Annotated in this window: 14 protein-coding genes and 1 pseudogene; 7 read left to right on the forward strand and 8 right to left on the reverse strand. The window is 71.1% G+C overall.

Going from position 1 to position 19439, the window contains the following annotated elements; translation table 11 throughout:
* Positions 1-6 precede the first annotated feature (6 nt).
* The 6 genes and pseudogenes from AC0VY3_RS00565 to AC0VY3_RS00590 form a co-directional block, all read right to left on the reverse strand.
* Positions 7-729 carry a DUF4232 domain-containing protein gene (locus tag AC0VY3_RS00565; RefSeq protein ID WP_475548654.1) on the reverse strand — a complete coding sequence of 241 codons (723 nt, stop codon included), beginning with the start codon at positions 727-729 and terminating at the stop codon, positions 7-9.
* Positions 730-892: 163 nt separating this feature from the next.
* A pseudogene (locus AC0VY3_RS00570) lies at positions 893-3700 on the reverse strand (AfsR/SARP family transcriptional regulator).
* Positions 3701-3802: 102 nt separating this feature from the next.
* Positions 3803-4024 (reverse strand): DUF6458 family protein, encoded by a 222-nt coding sequence (locus AC0VY3_RS00575; RefSeq protein WP_103507836.1) that lies wholly within the window; start codon positions 4022-4024, stop codon positions 3803-3805.
* A gap of 100 nt (positions 4025-4124) precedes the next feature.
* On the reverse strand, positions 4125-5423 hold the full coding sequence (locus tag AC0VY3_RS00580) for a M18 family aminopeptidase (protein WP_030077044.1): 1299 nt from the start codon (positions 5421-5423) through the stop codon (positions 4125-4127).
* Positions 5424-5483: 60 nt separating this feature from the next.
* A complete protein-coding gene (locus AC0VY3_RS00585; protein WP_242743201.1) occupies positions 5484-6107 on the reverse strand; it encodes a Uma2 family endonuclease in 624 nt (207 codons plus the stop codon).
* A gap of 113 nt (positions 6108-6220) precedes the next feature.
* Positions 6221-8047, reverse strand: coding sequence for an acyl-CoA dehydrogenase (locus AC0VY3_RS00590; RefSeq protein ID WP_103507838.1), 1827 nt, complete (start codon positions 8045-8047; stop codon positions 6221-6223).
* Positions 8048-8214: 167 nt separating this feature from the next.
* Here AC0VY3_RS00590 and AC0VY3_RS00595 point away from each other — a divergent pair, with 167 nt between their 5' ends.
* The 3 genes from AC0VY3_RS00595 to AC0VY3_RS00605 all read left to right on the forward strand — a co-directional run bounded on the left by AC0VY3_RS00595 (position 8215) and on the right by AC0VY3_RS00605 (position 10991).
* Positions 8215-8682 (forward strand): SseB family protein, encoded by a 468-nt coding sequence (locus AC0VY3_RS00595; RefSeq protein WP_006125898.1) that lies wholly within the window; start codon positions 8215-8217, stop codon positions 8680-8682.
* Positions 8683-8869: 187 nt separating this feature from the next.
* The gene (locus tag AC0VY3_RS00600; RefSeq protein WP_475548655.1) at positions 8870-9826 is read left to right on the forward strand and encodes a pirin family protein; all 957 of its coding nucleotides are present in this window, start codon (positions 8870-8872) and stop codon (positions 9824-9826) included.
* Between the two features lie 91 nt (positions 9827-9917).
* Complete coding sequence (locus tag AC0VY3_RS00605; RefSeq protein WP_242743199.1) at positions 9918-10991, forward strand: AI-2E family transporter; 1074 nt, start codon at positions 9918-9920, stop codon at positions 10989-10991.
* Between the two features lie 139 nt (positions 10992-11130).
* On the opposite strand, the gene AC0VY3_RS00610 is transcribed toward AC0VY3_RS00605, so the two are convergent.
* A complete protein-coding gene (locus AC0VY3_RS00610) occupies positions 11131-13242 on the reverse strand; it encodes an ATP-binding SpoIIE family protein phosphatase (RefSeq protein WP_475548656.1) in 2112 nt (703 codons plus the stop codon).
* Between the two features lie 166 nt (positions 13243-13408).
* Between AC0VY3_RS00610 and aspS the strand changes: the two genes are divergently transcribed.
* From aspS to AC0VY3_RS00625, 3 genes are all read left to right on the forward strand, one after another.
* Positions 13409-15205, forward strand: coding sequence for an aspartate--tRNA ligase (gene aspS, locus AC0VY3_RS00615; RefSeq protein WP_103507842.1), 1797 nt, complete (start codon positions 13409-13411; stop codon positions 15203-15205).
* 255 nt (positions 15206-15460) lie between these two features.
* Positions 15461-16252: a L,D-transpeptidase family protein gene (locus AC0VY3_RS00620; protein ID WP_475548657.1), complete on the forward strand. Its 792-nt coding sequence runs from the start codon at positions 15461-15463 to the stop codon at positions 16250-16252.
* 89 nt (positions 16253-16341) lie between these two features.
* Entirely contained in the window at positions 16342-16923 is a 582-nt protein-coding gene (locus AC0VY3_RS00625) for a Uma2 family endonuclease (RefSeq protein WP_181010753.1), read from the forward strand.
* A 65-nt stretch (positions 16924-16988) separates the two neighbouring features.
* Here AC0VY3_RS00625 and metG read toward each other — a convergent pair whose 3' ends face one another.
* Positions 16989-18602, reverse strand: a complete 1614-nt coding sequence (metG, locus tag AC0VY3_RS00630) for a methionine--tRNA ligase (protein ID WP_103507845.1) — start codon at positions 18600-18602, stop codon at positions 16989-16991.
* A gap of 183 nt (positions 18603-18785) precedes the next feature.
* On the opposite strand from metG, the gene AC0VY3_RS00635 reads away from it, so the two are divergent.
* The gene (locus AC0VY3_RS00635; protein WP_181010754.1) at positions 18786-19439 is read left to right on the forward strand and encodes a response regulator transcription factor; all 654 of its coding nucleotides are present in this window, start codon (positions 18786-18788) and stop codon (positions 19437-19439) included.

Raw genomic sequence — 19439 nt, forward strand, 5'->3', positions numbered from 1 at the left:
GACGGATCAGAACTCGTCGGCGCCGTTGCGCAGTTCGGTGGTCCAGTAACCGGTGGCCCACTTCTGCGGGTTGACGGACAGGCCCTCGGCGGCGGGGGACTTCACGACCGCCATGCCGCCGCCGTTGGCCTTCAGCGTGACCGTGAACTCCTTCACGGTCTCGGTGACCTCCTTCCGGCCGCCCTCGGACATGCGCACCGCGACATAGGCGGACTGGCCGGGCTCCAGGATCACCGGGGCCTGCGGCTTGCTCTTGGCGACGGGCGGGACGATGCCCCGCGCGTTGTCCAGGAAGTGGATGTGCGGGTACTCCTTCATCTCGCAGCTCGCGCCGGAGGTGTTCCTCGCGGCGAGCGTGAGGTGGGTGTAGGGCGGGCCGTCCTGACGCTCGGCGGTGATGTTCACGCCCTTCGCCGTGCAGAGGGCGACGGCGGCCTTGTCGGACGCGCCGCCGGTGTTTCCGGAACCGCCGGAGCTCTTGGCCGCGCCCGCGGGCTGAGCGGCGCCGGTGGAGCCCTTGGCGCCGGTCACCGCCGCGTCGTCGGCGGCCTTCTCGGATCCGGCGTCCTTCCCGGACCCGGCGGTCGACGCGGCGGTGGTCGCGGAGCTGTCGGCCGCGCCCTCCGAACGGGTGCCGGAGCCGTTGTCGCCGCAGGCGGTGAGGGTGAGAGCGAGGGCGGCCGTGGTCGCGGCGGCCAGAACGGTGGTGCGGTTGCGGAAGGTACGCATGGAGATTCCCCCGGGGAGACGGTGAGGCGGACGCCCGGTCTAGACGCCCGCCCGCGAACTGCTGACAGGAACGACTCTGACCGCCGCCGCTCACGTATCGCTGCCGTCCCGCTGACGTACCGCTGATGTCCCGGTCGGCAGCGAGAACCCGCAGGTCAGCCGGTCAGCCCTCGTCGGCGAGCCGCCGCAGCGCCTCGTCGTACCGCCGCCGGTACTCCGTCCGCGCCGACACCCGCATCAGCGCCTCCAGCGCCCGCACGGCCCCGTCGTCGTAACCGGCCTTCTCCGCCTCCTGCGCGGCCCGGTCCAGCAGCCGGATGCCGTCCTCCTCCTCGCCCAGCGCGATCCGCGCCTCGCCGCAGACCGCGAGCAGCAGCGACCGGCGTACCGCCTCCTCGTGCTCGGGGCCCAGATCGAGCGCGGCCCGCGCACAGTCCAGAGCCTCCCGCGGGCGGTGCGCGGTGAGCTGCATCCGGGCCAGGTGCTGGAGACCGAGCATCTCGGTGTGCCGGTCCTCCTCCCCGCGGCACAGCTCCACGGCGCGGGTGCAGTTCTCCAGCGCGGTCGGCAGCTCGCCCAGCTCGGCCTGGACGACAGCCAGGTTGATCAGCGCGGTCGCCTCGCCCAGCGGGTCGCCGGCCTCCCGGGCGAGCACCGGTGAACGCTCCAGTACGGCGCCGGCCTCGGCGGTCCGGCCCTCCTCCGTCAGCACCCAGCCCAGCAGCGTGAGCACCCTCGACTCGGCGTACGCGTCCTTCCCGGCCCGGGCCGACTCCAGGGCCAGTTCCAGCAGCGGCGCCCAGTTGTCCCGTACCCGCCATACCACCTGCGGCCACTGGAGCAGGATGATCCGCCAGGCCCGGTCCTCAAGCCCCGCCTCCCGCGCCGCCACGGCGGCCAGCGCCAGGTTCTCGCGCTCGGCCGCCAGCCAGCGCATCGCCTCCGCACGGTCGGCGAAGTCCCGTACGGCGGCGGGTTTGCGGTAGCCGTCCGGGAGCACGAAGCAGGGCTCGCCGCCGGGCTCCGCCGTGTCGGCGGCGGCCAGCGCGGTGGCGATGCAGTGGTCGAGCACGCCGGTGAGGGCCTCGTGCGCCGACGCCGGGTCGAGGCCCCGGGCGTACAGGCGCACCAGGTCGTGCAGGATCCACCGGCCCGGGGCGGTCTCGGCGACGAGGTGGGCGGCGCCGAGACGCTCCAGTGCCGCAGCCGCGGCGACCGGGTCCGTCCCCGCCAGCGCGGCGGCCGCGTACGGGTCGACATGGCCGCCGGGATGGTGCCCGAGCCGTGCGAACTGGTGGACGGCCTCGGGCGGCAGATGCTGGACGGTCAGCCGCAGCGCGGCCGCGACACCGGTGTCGTCCACGTCGAGACAGGCCAGCCGGCCGCGCTCGTCGGCCAGTTCGTCGGCGAGCGCGGCCAGCGTCCAGTGCGGCCGGCCCGCCAGCCGGGCGGCGGTGACGCGCAGCGCGAGCGGCAGCCCGCCGCAGAGCTCGGCGAGCCGGCGGGCCGCCACCGGTTCGGCGAGCACCCGCTCCTCCCCCAGCACCCCGGCGAGCAGGGCCGTGCCGTCGTCGGCCTCCAGCGTGTCGAGCGGTACGGGCCGGGCGGCGTCCGAGGCGATGAGCCCCTCCAGCCGGTGCCGGCTGGTAACCAGCGTGACGCAGTCGCTGCCGCCCGGCAGCAGCGCCCTGACGGTGGCGGAGTCGCGGGCGTTGTCGAGGACGACCAGCAGCCTGCGCCGGTCGGACAGCGAGCGGAAGAGCGCGGCGGCCGCCGGGGCGGACTCCGGTATCCGGCGCGGTGCGACGCCGAGCGCGAGCAGGAACTCCCGCAGGACGTCGGTGAGCGCGGGCTCGCCGGCCTCGCTGAACCCGCGCAGATCGGCGAAGAGGCGTCCGTCCGGGAAGAGCGCGCCGCTGCGGTGCGCCCACTGGAGCGCCAGCGCGGTCTTGCCGACCCCGGCCGGTCCGGTGACCAGACAGACGGGCGCCTCGCCCGCCGCCGCCCGGGTGAGCGCGGCCAGCTCGGCGGCCCGCCCGTGGAAGCCACGGGGCGCCCGGGGGAGCAGATCGACGGGGAGCGGTTCTCCGGCGTGCGCCGGGTGCGGCACGGGCACCGCACCGGCAGGGGCCAGGGCCAGGGCTGGGGCCGGGGCAGGTTCCGGGGCCGCGACGCCGCGCGCCCCCGGACCGCCCGCCCCTGGACGGCCCGGCCCCGGACCGCCCGCCCCCGGCTCACCCCGCAGGATCAGCGCGTACGCGTCGGCGAGTTCGTGTCCCGGGTCGATGCCCAGCTCGTCGGCGAGGAGCCGTCTCGTACGGTGGAAACGGTCCAGTGCCTCCGACTGACGCCCGGCCCGGTACAGCGCCAGCATCAGCTCCGCGGCCAGCGACTCGCGCAGCGGATGCGCCGCGGTCTCCGCCGCCAGCAGGGCCGCCGCCCGGTGGTGCTCGCCGAGCTCTCCGTACGCACGGGCCAACTGCTCGACCGTCGCCAGCCGCGACTCCTCCAGGGAGTGCGCGGCGGCCCGGAGCGGCGGACCGGCGAACGCCCCGCCGAGGGCCGGACCCTGCCAGAGGGACAGGGCCTCCTTCAGCATCAGCACGGTGTCCGCCCAGGTGCGCTGTTCGCGTGCCAGCATCAGCAGTTCCTCGAACCGCTGCGCGTCCACCAGGGTCTCGGGCACCCGCAGGACGTACGCGTCGCCGAGGGTGGCCAGTTCGACCCCGTACGCCTCCGCGTCCGCGCCCACCAGCAGGGCGCGCAGCCGCGACACATGACCCTGGATGACGCCACGGGCCTGCGACGGCGGGGTGTCGTCCTAGAGGGAGTCCGTCAGCCGGCCGACCGATACCGGGGTGTTGGCGGACAGCAGCAGCGCGGCGAGCAGACTGCGTCGCTTGGCGGGCCCCAGGGGCAGCGGTCCGGCGAGCGTTTCGACAGCGACCGTGCCGAGCAGCCGGAACTCCACGGACGGCTCCTCTTCGGGGCGGGACGCGCCCACGGTGGGGCGTGGGACCCGCCCCAGGATATCCGGGCTCCCGCAGGGTCCTCGCCGGGCCGCCGCGGGCCGTCAGCGGTAGCGCTGCTCGTCGTCCTGGACGACGGTGGTGGTGGGCGGCACGACCATCCGGCGGCGGCGCGCGATGCTCATGTAGACGAAGACCCCGACGAGGCCGACGAGCATCATGATCCAGCCGACCAGGTCCACGTTGACGGTGTCCAGCTTCCAGTCCGTGGCGAACGCCAGGATCGCGCCCCCGCCGATCAGGAGAATGCATCCTCCGAGTCCCATGAATTCCGCCTCCTCGACCGCCCGGTGAGTCCGGGCCGGTGTACGGGTCGCGTACCCGGCCCGGCAACAAGCATGTGCGCGTCGGCGGTCGGGCGGCGGATCAGCCCGCGAGGAACGAGGCCAGAGCGTTCGCCAGCAGATACGGGTCGTCGGCGCCGCACAGCTCACGCGCGCTGTGCATCGAGAGGATCGCCACGCCGATGTCCACGGTCTGGATGCCGTGCCGGGCCGCGGTGATCGGACCGATCGTCGTGCCGCAGGGCATCGCGTTGTTGGACACGAAGCTCTGCCACGGCACGCCCGCCTTCTCGCAGGCCGCGGCGAACACGGCCCGGCCGCTGCCGTCGGTGGCGTAGCGCATGTTGACGTTGACCTTGAGGATCGGCCCGCCGTTGGCGACCGGGTGGTGCGTCGGGTCGTGCCGCTCCGCGTAGTTGGGGTGCACGGCGTGGCCGGTGTCGGAGGAGAGACAGACCGTGCCGGCGAAGGCGCGGGCGCGGTCCTCGTACGTGCCGCCGCGCGCGAACACCGAGCGCTCCAGCACCGATCCGAGCAGCGGCCCGTCGGCCCCGGTGTCGGACTGCGAGCCGTTCTCCTCGTGGTCGAAGGCGGCGAGCACCGGGATGTACGGGAGGTCGGCGTCGGGCAGTGCGGAGACGGCGGCCAGGGCGGCGGTCGCGGCGTGCACCGAGAGGAGGTTGTCCATCCGGGGCCCGGCCACCAGCTCCCGGTCGCGGCCCAGGTAGGAGGGCGGCTCGATGGCGTGCGGCATCAGGTCCCAGCCGGTGACGTCCTCCGCGTCGACGCCCGCCTCCTCGGCGACGAAGCGGATCAGGTCGCCCTCCTCGACATCGCCGAGCCCCCAGATCGGCTGCATGTGCTTCTGCCGGTCGAGCTTGAGCCCCTCGGTGTTGGCCGACCGGTCCAGGTGCACGGCCAGCTGCGGCACCCGCAGCAGCGCCCGGTCGATGTTGACCAGCCGGTGGGTGCCGTCCCGCAGCGAGATCCGCCCGGCCAGGCCCAGGTCCCGGTCGAGCCAGGTGTTCAGCAGGGTGCCGCCGTAGACCTCGACGGCGATCTGGCGCCAGCCGTGTGCCCCGGTGTCGGGCAGCGGCTTCACCCGGAGGTTGGGGGAGTCGGTGTGCGCCCCGGCGATCCGGAACGGGGTGTGCGCCTCGGCGCCCTCCGGCACGTACCAGGCGACGATCGCCCCGCCGCGCAGCACGTACTTCCCGCCGGCCGACGCGTCCCAGGCGGCGGTCTCCTCGACCTGCCGGAAGCCGGCCTCCGCCAGCAGCGCGGCGGCGTTCGCCACCGCGTGGTACGGGGACGGGCTGGCCGCCAGGAAGGACATCAGGTCATCGGTGTGGGCGCGGTCGAACCGGAGAGGGGAACTCATGTTCTTCACTGTAACGAGGACTCGCGGTCCGGTATCCGGTGACCGGGGAGACCGGTGGCCCTACAGCTCGTCGATCGAGGTCAGGTCGATATCGATGTCGTACGGGGCGGAGAGCTTGAGCCGGTCGTGGTGGACGCCGGTGGAGACGTACGTCTTGTTGACCGGGTCGAGCTCGTAGGTGATGACCATGGGGCGGTGGCCATCGCCGACCATTTCCACCAGCCAGAAGTGCTTGATACCCGCCGCCGCGTACTTGTGCGGCTTGGTGTCACGGTCGCGGTCCTCGGAGTCGGGCGAGACGACCTCGACGGCGAGCAGGACGTCGGAGGCCTGGTAGCGGGTCTGGAGCTGGTCGCCGTCCGCCTCTGCCGACACCACCACCAGGTCCGGCTCAGGCGCACTTCGCTTGCCCAGGACGACCGCCATTTCCCGACGCACTCGCAGATGGCCGGGCACATGGAGTCGAAGCCCCTGCTCCAGCAGATACATCGCCAGCGTGTGGAACTTCCGCTGCGGACTCACGAAAACCAGGCTCCCGTCGATCAGCTCTGTGTGCGGCGGGAGGTCAAGCGTGAAGAATTCGTCCACGGTGTAGCCGTCCGCAGGCGGGACCGGCCACTTGGAGCCGTCCGGCTGGCGGTGCAGCGATTCGGGCAGTGCCTCGGCGGTCATGGTTCCTCCCATGGACGGGATTCTGGGCCGTGCACTCAGCGTACCCAGCTGGTACGACAGCGCCGCCACCCGAACGAATTCCGGATGGCGGCACTGGTTGACGCATCGAGCAGGCGGGCGAGGTCCTAGAACGCGGCCTCGTCCAGCTCCATCAGCGAGTTGTCGATCGCCTCGGCGAGCGCGCGCTCGGTGGAGACGCCCGGCAGGACGTTCGCGGCGAAGAACTTCGCGGCGGCGATCTTGCCCTGGTAGAAGGCGACGTCCTTGGCGGCGGCGGTCGGCAGCTTCTCGGCCGCCACGGCCGCGCCCTTGAGGAGCAGGTAACCGACGACGACATCGCCGGAGGCCATCAGCAGGCGGGTCGTGTTGAGGCCCACCTTGTAGATGTTCTTGACGTCCTCGCCGGTCGCGGTGAGGTCGGTGATCATCGTGCCGACGATCGCCTCCAGGTCCACGGCGGCCTTGGCGAGCGAGTCCAGCGCGGGGGCCAGCTCCTCGTTGCCCTGGTTGCCCGCGAGGAACTTCTTGATCTCCTCGGAGAGCGTGTTGAGGGAGGCGCCCTGGTCGCGGACGATCTTCCGGAAGAAGAAGTCCTGGCCCTGGATCGCCGTGGTGCCCTCGTAGAGGGTGTCGATCTTGGCGTCCCGGATGTACTGCTCGACCGGGTACTCCTGGAGGTAGCCGGAGCCGCCGAAGGTCTGGAGCGACTGCGCGAGCTGCTCGTAGGACTTCTCGGAGCCGTAGCCCTTCACGATCGGCAGCAGCAGGTCGTTGAGGCCGATCAGGGCCTTGGCGTCCTCGCCCGCGGCCTCCTGCTCCTGGATCGCGTCCTGGACGGAGGCGGTGTACAGCACGAGGGAGCGCATGCCCTCCGCGTACGCCTTCTGCGTCATGAGCGAGCGGCGCACGTCGGGGTGGTGCGTGATGGTGACCTTGGGCGCCGTCTTGTCCATGAAGTTCGCCAGGTCCGGACCCTGGACGCGCTCCTTGGCGTACTCCAGGGCGTTCAGGTAGCCCGTGGAGAGGGCGGCGATGGCCTTCGTGCCGACCATCATGCGGGCGAACTCGATGATGCGGAACATCTGGCGGATGCCGTCGTGCTTGTCGCCGATCAGCCAGCCCTTGGCGGGGTGCTGGTCGCCGAACGTCATCTCGCAGGTGTTGGACGCCTTGAGGCCCATCTTGTGCTCGACGTTCGTCGCGTACACGCCGTTGCGCTCGCCCAGCTCGCCGGTGGTCCAGTCGAAGTGGAACTTCGGGACCATGAAGAGCGAGAGGCCCTTGGTGCCGGGTCCGGCGCCCTCGGGGCGGGCCAGCACGTAGTGGATGATGTTCTCGGACATGTCGTGCTCGCCCGAGGTGATGAAGCGCTTCACACCCTCGATGTGCCAGGAGCCGTCGTCCTGCTGCACGGCCTTCGTCCGGCCGGCGCCGACGTCGGAGCCGGCGTCCGGCTCGGTCAGCACCATCGTCGAGCCCCACTGCTTCTCGACGGCGATCTCCGCGATCTTCTTCTGCTCCTCGTTGCCCTCGTCGAAGAGGATGCCGGCGAAGGCCGGGCCGGAGGAGTACATCCACACGGCCGGGTTCGCGCCGAGCAGCAGTTCCGCGTAGCCCCAGATCAGGGAGCGGGGCGAGGTGGTGCCGCCGATCTCCTCGGGGAGGCCCAGGCGCCAGTACTCGGAGTCCATGAAGGCCTGGTACGACTTCTTGAAGCTCGCCGGGACCGGGGCGGTCTTGGTCTCCGGGTCGAAGACCGGCGGGTTGCGGTCGGCGTCGGCGTAGGAGTCGGCGAGCTCGTTCTCCGCGAGGCGGGTGAGCTCGTCCAGGATGCTCTTCGCGGTGTCGACGTCCATCTCAGCGAACGGACCGGTGCCGTACACCTTGTCGCGCCCGAGGACCTCGAAGAGGTTGAACTCGATGTCGCGGAGATTCGACTTGTAGTGCCCCATGGGAAGGCTCCGTAATCAATAGCAGTGGCGCACAGCGCCCCGGGGAGTGGTGCGGGTCGGGCGACAGGCAGGCGTGGGTCCATCAGCTGACCTCTCCGATGATGCTACCCGTCAGTAATAAGGCGCAACCCCTCAAGCCGTAGATGTGTCCGATTACTCTTTGCAGCATGTACGGCTACGACCAGAACCCTGGTGCTCAGCAGCAGATGGGTCAGATGGGCCAGATGGGTCAGATGGGCGGCGGCTACGGGGAGCAGCCGCTGTATCCGGAACCGTCGCCGCCCTCCCTGGCCGACGCGGTACGGGCCTTCACCACCGGCTCCCTCTCCGCCGAGGACTTCCAGCAGATCTTCGCCACCTCGAAGGTCTACTGCCCGCGCGGTGACAACCCCGGCTTCCTGGCGCTGCACAACACGCAGCAGCCGGTGATCCCGATGTTCACCACGCTCAAGGAGCTGCGCCGGTACGCGGGCAAGGAGTCGAAGTACTTCGTGATCACCGGGGCCGAGGTGATCGACCTGCTGCCGACGGGCTACGGCTTCGTCCTGGACATGGAGGGCGACCACCGGATGGTCTTCGACGCCAAGGCGGTCGAGCAGATGGTCGACTTCGCGATGCGCCGGATGTACGGGTAGGGCTGAGGCTTCAGCGGGCCGCCGGCCTGCTGTTTCAGCGTTCGGGCGAGGGTCCGTGCCAGGAGTGGGCACGGGCCCTTCTCGCTGTCGGGGCGCCTCCGGCGTGGGCCGGGAATGCGCGACGCCTTGCGGGATGTTCACCATTCAACTAAATTGATTCCAGAATACTCGCCCGGAGGTGGCTTCCATGCCCGCAGTGACTGTCGAAAACCCGCTGACCCTGCCCAAGGTCGCCGCTTCCGGCGATGCCGCGGCCCGCCCCGTGGTCGCCGTCACGACCGCGCCGAGCGGATTCGAGGGCGAGGGCTTCCCGGTGCGCCGCGCATTCGCCGGGATCAACTACCGGCACCTCGACCCGTTCATCATGATGGACCAGATGGGTGAGGTGGAGTACGCCGCCGGTGAGCCGAAGGGCACCCCCTGGCACCCGCACCGCGGCTTCGAGACCGTCACGTACCTGATCGACGGGACCTTCATCCACCAGGACTCCAACGGTGGCGGCGGCACCATCGAGAACGGCGACACCCAGTGGATGACCGCCGGTTCGGGCCTGCTGCACATCGAGGCCCCGCCGGAGTCGCTCGTCATGTCCGGCGGGCTCTTCCACGGCCTCCAGCTCTGGGTGAACCTGCCCAAGGCCGACAAGATGATGAACCCGCGCTACCAGGACATCCGCGGTGGCGAGGTCCAGCTGCTGGCCTCCCCCGACGGCGGCGCGCTGCTCCGGGTCATCGCCGGTGAGCTCGACGGCCACGAGGGCCCCGGCATCACCCACACCCCGATCACGATGATCCACGCCACCGTCCGGCCCGGCGCCGAGGTGACCCTGCCCTGGCGCGAGGACTTCAACGGTCTCGCGTACGTCCTGGCCGGCCGCGGCACGGTCGGCGCGGAGCGCCGCCCCATCGCGATGGGCCAGACCGCGGTGTTCGGCGCAGGCGGCTCGCTGACCGTCCGCGCCGACGAGCGGCAGGACGGCAACACCCCGGACCTGGAGGTCGTCCTCCTCGGCGGCCGCCCGATCCGGGAGCCGATGGCGCACTACGGACCGTTCGTGATGAACAGTCAGGCCGAGCTGAAGCAGGCCTTCGAGGACTTCCAGGCCGGCCGACTGGGCACGGTTCCGGCGGTCCACGGCATGTGATCCGCCCCGCCGCTCCTGCCGGGTGACGCTCCGTCACCCGTACGGGGGCGGCGGACGGGACAGCCGTCGTGCGCCGTGATCGGGTGGGAGGGTGCCCGCACCCAAGCCCCTCCTGCCCGAGAGTGCCCGCCGCGCGGCCGCCTGGTGCGGAGTGGTCCTGCTCGTCGTGGGCGTCGCCGCCGTCGCGATCTGGCTGGTCGTCGCCCTCAAGACCGCGGTCACCCCGGTGCTGCTTGCCCTGCTCGGCACCGCGCTGCTCGGCCCCGTGCACCGCTGGCTCATCGCGCTTCGCCTCAACCGTTCGCTGGCCGCGGGCCTCACCTGCGCGGTCCTCGTCGCGGTGGTCGGCGGCGCCGGATACATCGTGGTCACCGCCCTCGTCGATTCCGGCGACCAGATCGTCGCCTCGCTGAAGGACGCCGGTCAGTGGGTCGTCGACCATCTGGACATCGCCGGGGCCACGGACGTCGACGACCTGGCCGACAACGCGAAGAACCTGGTCGAGAAGTTCGGGGCGAGCGCGGCGGGCGGGCTGCTCAGCGGCATCAGCCTGATCGGTTCGCTGGTGGCGACCAGCGTGCTGGCCCTGCTGCTGACCTTCTTCTTCCTGCGCGACTCGGACCGGGCCGTGAGCCTGGCCCACGCGGTGGCCCCGCGCGGCACCGGTGACCTGGTGGAGGCCATGGGGCGCCGGGCGTTCGAGGCCGTCGAGGGCTTCATGCGCGGCACCACGTTCATCGCCCTGATCGACGCCGTGTGCATCACGGTGGGCCTGCTGATCCTGGACGTCCCGGGGGCGGTGGGGCTCGGCGCGCTGGTCTTCGTCGGCGCGTACATCCCCTACCTCGGGGCGTTCCTCTCCGGCGCGGTGGCGGTGCTGGTCGCGCTGGCCGACCGGGGGTTCGTGATCGCGCTGTGGGCCCTGGGCGTGGTGCTCGCGGTCCAGGTGCTGGAGGGCCATGTGCTCCAGCCGATGATCCAGAGCCGTACGGTCCAGATGCACCCCGCCATGATCATGATCGCGCTGACGGCGGGCGCGAGCGTGGCGGGCCTGCTGGGCATGCTCCTGGCCGTCCCCCTGTGTGCGGCGGCCTTCGGCGTCCTGGGCGAACTACGCAAGGACCGCCCCGGACCGCCCGGCGAACCCGGCCCGTCCGGCGCTTGAGGGCGGAACCCTCGCGCCGGCGGGCCCGTGCTCCAGGTGGGCCGGGACCGGCAGATCCAGCCCGTCCGGCGTTGAGGGCGGAACCGTCACGGGGCCGAGCCCGAGCACGCGGAGAGCCACGGCCCGGGGGCCCACCCGCTCAAGAACCCCCCGCCCAGGCCGCCTCGTACAGCTCGAACCAGATCGACTTCCCCTCCCCCCGAGGATCCACCCCCCACACATCCGCCAGCATCTCCATCAGCACAAGCCCCCGCCCGCTGGACGCCATCTCCCCGGGCCGCCGCTTGTGCGGCAGTTCGTCACTGCCGTCGGCGACCTCGACGCGCAGCCGCCGCTCCCCCTGTTCACCGGAGACCTCCGCCACCATCAGCGCGTCCCCGTCCGTGTGGACAAGCACATTGGTGGCCATCTCGGAGACCATCAGGACCGCCGAGTCGACCTGCTCCGGATCGCTCCAGTCGTGCAGCAGCTCACGCACCAGCTGGCGGCCGACCGAGATCCGCTCGGGCTCGGCCTGCGCGATGGTCATGACGCTGCGGCGTGGCGGCGTCTCCGGCGCCGGGGCGCTCTCCCGTCGCAGCACCAGGACCGCGATGTCGTCCTCCCGCCGGTCCGCGAGCGGCCCCGTCGTGTAGTGCGAGGTCGGCCCGTGCACGGCCTGGACCAGGGCGTCCGCCAACTGCTCCAGGTCCTCGACGGGCCGCTCCAGGACGGGCCTCAGCCGGGTCCAGCCGGTGGCCATGTCGTGCCCGCCGGTCTCGATGAGGCCGTCCGTGCACAGCATGATCGTCTCGCCGGGTTCCAGGACCACCCGGGTGGTGGGGTAGTCGGAGTCCGTCTCGATCCCGAGCGGCAGCCCGCCCGCCGTCTGCCGGATCACCGCGGTCCCGTCGGCGCTGATCACCACCGGGTCGGGGTGGCCCGCACGGGCGATGTCCAGCGTCCCGGCCTCCGGGTCCACCTCCGCGTACAGGCAGGTCGCGAAGCGCGGCGCCGCCGGTTCCGCGTCGCCCTCCACGCTCTCGTACGCGTCGGTGAGCCCGGACAGGAAGCGCGAGGCCCGGGAGAGCACCGCGTCCGGGCGGTGCCCCTCGGAGGCGTAGGCGCGCAGGGCGATACGGAGCTGGCCCATCAGCCCGGCGGCCCGCACATCGTGGCCCTGGACATCGCCGATGACCAGGGCGATCCGGCCGTTGGGCAGCGGGATCATGTCGTACCAGTCGCCGCCCACCTGGAGCCCGCCCCCGGTCGGCACGTACCGCGCGGCCACCGTCATCCCGGGGATGTCCGGGCCCAGCGTCGGCATCATCGAGCGCTGGAGCCCGAGCGACAGTTCGCGTTCCGTCTCGGCCACCGAGGCGCGGGCCAGCGCCTGTGCGAGCATCCGGGCGACCGTCGAGAGCACCGCGCGCTCGTCCGGGGAGAACGCCACCGGATGCCGGAACCCGGCCATCCAGGCGCCCATCGTGCGGCCGGAGGAGACCAGCGGCAGGAACGCCCAGGACTGCCGCCCGAAGCGCCGGGCGAGCGGCCAGGTGGCCGGGTAGCGGCGGCGGTACTCCTCGGGGGAGGGGAGGTAGATCGCGCGGCCGGTGCGGACGACCTCGGCGGCCGGGTAGTCGGTCTCCAGGGGCATGTCCGTGAAGGGCTCCTCGTCCCCCATGGTGTGCCCGTGGTGCCCGATGATCGTCAGCCGCTCCCCGACGGAGCCGAAGACCGCGAGGCCGTCCGGGGAGAAGCCGGGCATCGACAGCGATCCGGCGACCCGCAGCACCTCCGCGGTGGACCGGGCCTCGGCCAGCGCGCGCCCGGCGTCCAGCAGGAACGCCTCCCGGGACCGCCGCCAGTCTCCGGTGATCGGCGTGTGGGCGGAGTCGGTGGAGCCGGGCTGTGGCTCGGCGACCTCCTGGAGCGTGCCGATGAGGACGTAGTTCCCGGCCTCCCGGTCCGGCGGGAAGACCGGCTTGGAGCGGCTGCGCACGGTACGGAGAACCTGCCCGCGCTCGTCCACGATCCGCAGCCGCGCCTCGGCGAGGCTGCCTTCGGCGACCGCGAGGTTCACCACCCCGTAGATCTCGTTCCAGTCGACCGGGTGGAAGCGGGAGCGCACCGCCGCTTCCCGGTAGCTGCCGGGCTCGGGCGGCAGGCCGAGCAGCCGGGCCGCCTCCGCGTCGAGCGTGACCGTGCCGGCTGCGTTGTCCCAGCGCCACAGGCCCGTCGCGATCGCGGCCAGGACGTCCTCGGTGCGCATTGCCCCACTTTAGGAAGGTCTGCTCGGCGGACGCCACCGAGGAGCCGCCACCTGCCCCGGCGGCCGGGCGGGTGCGGCGGCGCAAAGCGAAATGAAGCGTCCCGGTCCCGGACGGTAGCCTGGGGAGGCTCCTCCCACCCCAACCGCGAAGACTGGATGAACGACGATGCATCGGTACAGGTCCCACACCTGCGGCGAGCTCCGCGCCTCTGACGTCGGCACCGACGTCCGGCTGAGCGGCTGGCTGCACAATCGCCGAGACCTGGGTGGCATCCTCTTCATCGATCTGCGTGACCACTACGGTCTGGTGCAGCTCGTCGCCCGCCCCGGCACCCCCGGCAACGAGGCCCTGGCGAAGCTCACCAAGGAGACCGTCGTCCGGATCGACGGCAAGGTGTCCGCGCGCGGCGCCGACAACGTCAACCCGGAGCTGCCGACCGGTGAGATCGAGATCGAGGTCACCGAGGTCGAGGTGCTCGGCGAGGCCGGCCCGCTGCCGTTCACGATCAACACCGAGGACGGCGTCAACGAGGAGCGGCGCCTGGAGTACCGCTTCCTCGACCTGCGCCGCGAGCGCATGCACCGCAACATCATGCTGCGCTCGGCCGTGATCGCCTCCATCCGCTCCAAGATGGTGGCCCTCGGCTTCAACGAGATGGCGACACCGATCCTCACCGCGACCTCCCCCGAGGGCGCCCGTGACTTCGTCGTCCCGTCCCGGCTGAACCCCGGCAAGTTCTACGCGCTGCCGCAGGCCCCGCAGCAGTTCAAGCAGCTGCTGATGATCTCGGGCTTCGACCGCTACTTCCAGATCGCGCCCTGCTTCCGCGACGAGGACGCCCGTGCGGACCGTTCGCCGGGCGAGTTCTACCAGCTCGACGTCGAGATGTCCTTCGTCGAGCAGGAGGACGTCTTCCAGCCGATCGAGAAGCTGATGACCGAGCTCTTCACCGAGTTCGGCAACGGCCGCGAGGTCACCTCGCCGTTCCCGCGCATCCCGTTCCGCGAGTCGATGCTGAAGTACGGCAACGACAAGCCGGACCTGCGCGCCAAGCTGGAGCTCGTCGACATCTCGGATGTCTTCGCCGACTCCGGGTTCAAGGCGTTCGCCGGCAAGCACGTCCGCGCGCTGCCGGTCCCGGACACCGCGGGCCAGTCCCGGAAGTTCTTCGACGGCCTCGGTGAGTACGCCGTCGAGCACGGCGCCAAGGGCCTGGCCTGGGTGCGGGTGGGCGAGGACGGCACGCTGGCCGGTCCGATCGCCAAGTTCCTCACCGAGACCGACGTCAAGACGCTCACCGAGCGGCTCTCGCTGGGCCCGGGCCACGCGGTCTTCTTCGGCGCGGGCGAGTTCGACGAGGTCTCCAAGATCATGTCGGCCGTCCGGGTCGAGGCCGCCAAGCGCGCCGGTCACTTCGAGGAGGGCGTCTTCCGGTTCTGCTGGATCGTCGACTTCCCGATGTACGAGAAGGACGAGGAGACCGGCAGGATCGACTTCTCGCACAACCCCTTCTCGATGCCCCAGGGCGGTCTGGCCGACCTGGAGGAGAAGGACCCGCTGGACATCCTCGCCTGGCAGTACGACATCGTCTGCAACGGCATCGAGCTGTCCTCGGGCGCCATCCGTAACCACGAGCCCGAGCTGATGCTCAAGGCCTTCGAGATCGCCGGGTACGACCGCGAGACCGTCGAGCACGAGTTCGCGGGCATGCTCCGCGCGTTCCGCCTCGGCGCCCCGCCGCACGGCGGCATCGCCCCGGGCGTCGACCGCATCGTGATGCTGCTCGCCGACGAGCCGAACATCCGCGAGACGATCGCCTTCCCGCTCAACGGCAACGCCCAGGACCTGATGATGGGCGCCCCGACCGAGCTGGACGAGACCCGGCTGCGCGAGCTGAACATCCAGCTGCGCAAGCCGGTCGCCGCGAAGGGCGCGTCGGAGAAGCCCGCAGCGGAGAAGTAGTCCGCGCAGGGCCGACGGTCCGGACGGTCCCGCTCTGCGGATGTTTCACGTGAAACAGCCCCCGATCACCCGATCGGGGGCTGTTTCGTTGCACGCGGCCGGGAGGTGATGACAGCCGGGCGACGCGGTACAGCCGGATGGCCCCGGATCGGATTCGGCCGGGCCGGGTCCGGCAAAGACTGGCACCGAGACACCCCTCCCGCCTCGCGCCCCGCCGCCTCGCGCCGTCCGCCGCCACCCGAGGAGCCCGTCACCGTGTCCGTCCCGCGCCGCCCGCCCGCCCTGCTCGCCGCAACGCTCCTCGCCCTGACCCTGCTGCTCACCGGCTGCGGCTCCGACGGCGCACCCGCGAAGACCCCCGAAGGCGTCCCGGGCCAGGGCGCCGCGGGCCCGCAGTCCGACGCCGCGTCCGCGCTCCGCGTCTCACCCGCCCCGACGCCCGCCCCCAGCCCCGCCGAGATGCCCGACCTGGGACCGCAGACGCGCGCGGCGATCCCCGCCGAGGCCCGGCAGGCGTTCGTCGTGACCGGCGAGGGGGCCGACTCCCACCAGTCCAGCGCGGTCCTCTACAGCCGCGAGGACCCCGCGAAGGGCTGGCAGCCGGTCGCGGGGCCCTGGCCGGCGCACAACGGCATGGCGGGCTGGACCGACCACCACGTGGCGGGCGACCTCCGATCCCCCACGGGCGTCTACACCCTCACCGACGCCGGCGGCCGGCTCCCCGACCCGGGGGCCCTGCTCCCGTACGACGAGCACCCCCGGTTCGCGGTGGACGGCGAGGGGTTCTACGGGGAGCCCCTGGAAGGGTCCTTCGACTACGTCATCGCGATCAACTACAACCGCATCGAGGGCGTCACCCCCCTGGACCGCGACCGCCCCCTCGGCCTCGAACGCGGCGGCGGCATCTGGATCCACGTCGACCACGGCGGCCCCACCCAGGGCTGTGTCTCCATCCCGGAGGAGCTGATGGAAGAACTCCTGCGCACCCTGGATCCGGCGATGAACCCGGTGATCGTGATGGGGGACGGGGAGAAGCTGGGGCGGTGATCGGGGTACGGGGCGGAGGCCTTGCCCGTACGCTGAGGATGTTCCCCGGTACAAGTCGAACCGGTGGCCCGGTGCAGGAGGAGGTCGTTGTGAGCGTGGTCGAGGACCGCGTCCTGACGCAGGACGTCTTCGAGGATCTGGCCCGTCACGCCATACGTGCCGAGGAGGCACTGCGGCTGGAGTTCGTGAACGGGAAACTGGGGGTCAAGGCTGTGCCGGACGGGGACCACGGGCGGATCATCGCCTGGCTGACGCAGATCTGCATGCAGTCGGATCCGAGCAGATGGCTCTTCGGCGAGCAAGGTCTTCGTATCGAGTCCTACCGCAGGGGCAACGCTCGCCCTGATGCCTGTCTCGCTCCTATCGACGCCTTCGTCGGCCAAGGCGAATGGGCCAACCCCGACGACGTCCTCATGGTCGTCGAGGTCACCTCGTACGATGAGGACACCGACCGCCGCGACCGCGTCGAGAAGCCCCGGGCGTACGCCGAGACCGGTATCCCCGTCTATCTGCTGATCGACCGGGACACCTGCGAGGTCAAGGTCCACTCGCAGCCCGACGGCGTGCGCTACGAGCAGGTTGTCACCGTGCCGTACGGCAAGTCCGTTACCCTCCCCGACCCCGTCGGGATCGAGCTGGACACCGAACCCCTCAAGAGCTGGGTGCGCTGACCCCGCGCCGCAACGCAAGGAGCCCGGGACCACACAGCGGTGGTCCCGGGCTCCTCACGTACGTACTACGCCGGCTTCTCCTCCAGGCGCGGGAACAGCACCGCGCCCTTCGTCACCGTCGCGCCCGCGGGCAGGATGCCCCATGCGCCCGCGTCCTGGACCTTCTGGTCGGCCAGCGCGCCCAGGGACTCCTCGGCGCCCAGCGACTCCCACAGGCTCTGCGAGGTCTCCGGCATCACGGGGTTCAGCAGGACCGCGACCCCGCGGAGCGACTCGGCGGCCGTGTACAGGATGGTCGCGAGGCGGGCCTGGCCCTCGGGAGTGGTGTCCTTGGCCACCTTCCACGGCTCCTGCTCCGTGATGTAGCCGTTGACCTGCTTCACGAAGTCGAAGACCGCCAGGATGCCGGACTGGAAGTCCAGCTCCTCGCCGATCTTCCGGTCGGCGGTCGCGACGGCCTTCGCCAGGCCCTCCTGCACGGCCCGCTCGGCGTCACCGGCCGCCGTGGCCTCCGGCAGCGCGCCGCCGAAGTACTTGCCGACCATCGCCGCCACGCGCGAGGCGAGGTTCCCGTAGTCGTTGGCCAGCTCGGAGGTGTAGCGGGCGGTGAAGTCCTCCCAGGAGAACGAGCCGTCGCTGCCGTACGCGATGGCCCGCAGGAAGTACCAGCGGTACGCGTCCACGCCGAAGTGCGAGGTCAGGTCCTGCGGCTTGATGCCGGTCAGGTTGGACTTCGACATCTTCTCGCCGCCGACCATCAGCCAGCCGTTGGCGACGACCTTGCCGGGCAGCGGCAGGCCCTGCGCCATCAGCATCGCGGGCCAGATCACCGAGTGGAAGCGGAGGATGTCCTTGCCGATCAGGTGCACGTTCGCCGGGAACGTACCGTCGAACTTCTCCTGGTTGGCGCCGTAGCCGACGGCCGTCGCGTAGTTGAGCAGCGCGTCGATCCAGACGTAGATGACGTGCTTGTCGTCCCACGGCACCGGGACGCCCCAGTCGAAGGTCGAGCGCGAGATCGACAGGTCCTGCAGGCCCTGCTCGACGAAGTTCACGACCTCGTTGCGTGCCGACTCGGGCTGGATGAAGTCCGGGTTCGCCGCGTAGAACTCCAGCAGCTTCGGGCCGTACTCACCGAGCTTGAAGAAGTAGTTCTCCTCCTTGAGGAGCTCCACCGGCTTCTTGTGGATCGGGCAGAGCTTCTGACCGGCGAACTCGCCCTCGCCGTCGATCAGATCGCCGGGGAGCTTGTACTCCTCGCAGCCCACGCAGTACGGGCCCTCGTACCCGCCCTTGTAGATCTCGCCCTTGTCGTACAGGTCCTGCACGAACTCCTGCACACGGTCGGTGTGCCGCTTCTCCGTCGTCCGGATGAAGTCGTCGTTGGCGATGTTCAGATGCTCCCAGAGGGGCTTCCACGCCTCCTCGACGAGCTTGTCGCACCAAGCCTGCGGAGTGACGTCGTTCGCCTCGGCCGTGCGCATGATCTTCTGACCGTGCTCGTCCGTGCCGGTGAGGTACCACACCTTCTCGCCGCGCTGGCGGTGCCAGCGCGTGAGCACGTCGCCTGCGACGGTCGTGTAGGCGTGGCCCAGGTGAGGAGCGTCGTTGACGTAGTAGATGGGGGTCGAGACGTAGTACGCCGTCGCCCCCTGCTTCTCGGATCCAGTGGCCGCCATGGTCGAAATCCTAACGGCCCGATCAAGATCCACTCACATCGATGAACGGTGGCCTCCCGCGCGGGCGGAGCGAAGCCCTCCGGTGGAGAGCTTTGCGAAACATCCGTTCCCGTAATGGTTCCCGAAGGAAAGTCGCATCCTGGGAGGGAGCGGACAAGCGTGCACGAGGCAGGGGACAACACCATGCGGGTACTGGTCGCCGAGGACGAGGAGATCCTCGCGGAGCTGGTCGCCACCGGACTGCGCCGGGCCGGCTTCGCGGTCGACACGGTGTACAGCGGCGACGCGGCCCTCGCCTACCTCGGCCTGCACGACTACGACGTCGTCGTGCTCGACCGCGACCTCCCCCGGGTGCACGGCGACGACGTGGCCCGCCGCCTGGTCGCCTCCGGCTCCCGCACCCGGATCCTGATGCTCACCGCCTCCGGCACCATGGAGGACCGGGTCGCCGGGCTCGACCTGGGGGCCGACGACTACGTCAGCAAACCCTTCGAGTTCCCCGAGCTGGTCTCCCGGGTGCGCGCCCTGCGCCGGCGCAGCGCCCGGCCCGTACCGCCCCAGCTGGAACGGCACGGCATCCGGCTCGACACCGTACGGCGTTCCGCGCTCCGCGACGGCCGGGATCTGGACCTCTCGCCGAAGGAGTTCACCGTGCTGCAGCTGCTCCTGGAGGCCGACGGCGGCACGGTCAGCGCGGAAGAGCTGCTGGAGCGGGCCTGGGACGCCAACGCCGACCCGTTCACCGGGGCCGTCCGCGTCTGTATGAGCAAGCTCCGCGCCAAACTCGGCGAGCCCGCGCTGATCCGCACCGTGCAGGGCGTCGGGTACGCCCTGTGA

This window comes from Streptomyces sp. iso_384 (assembly GCF_056172905.1).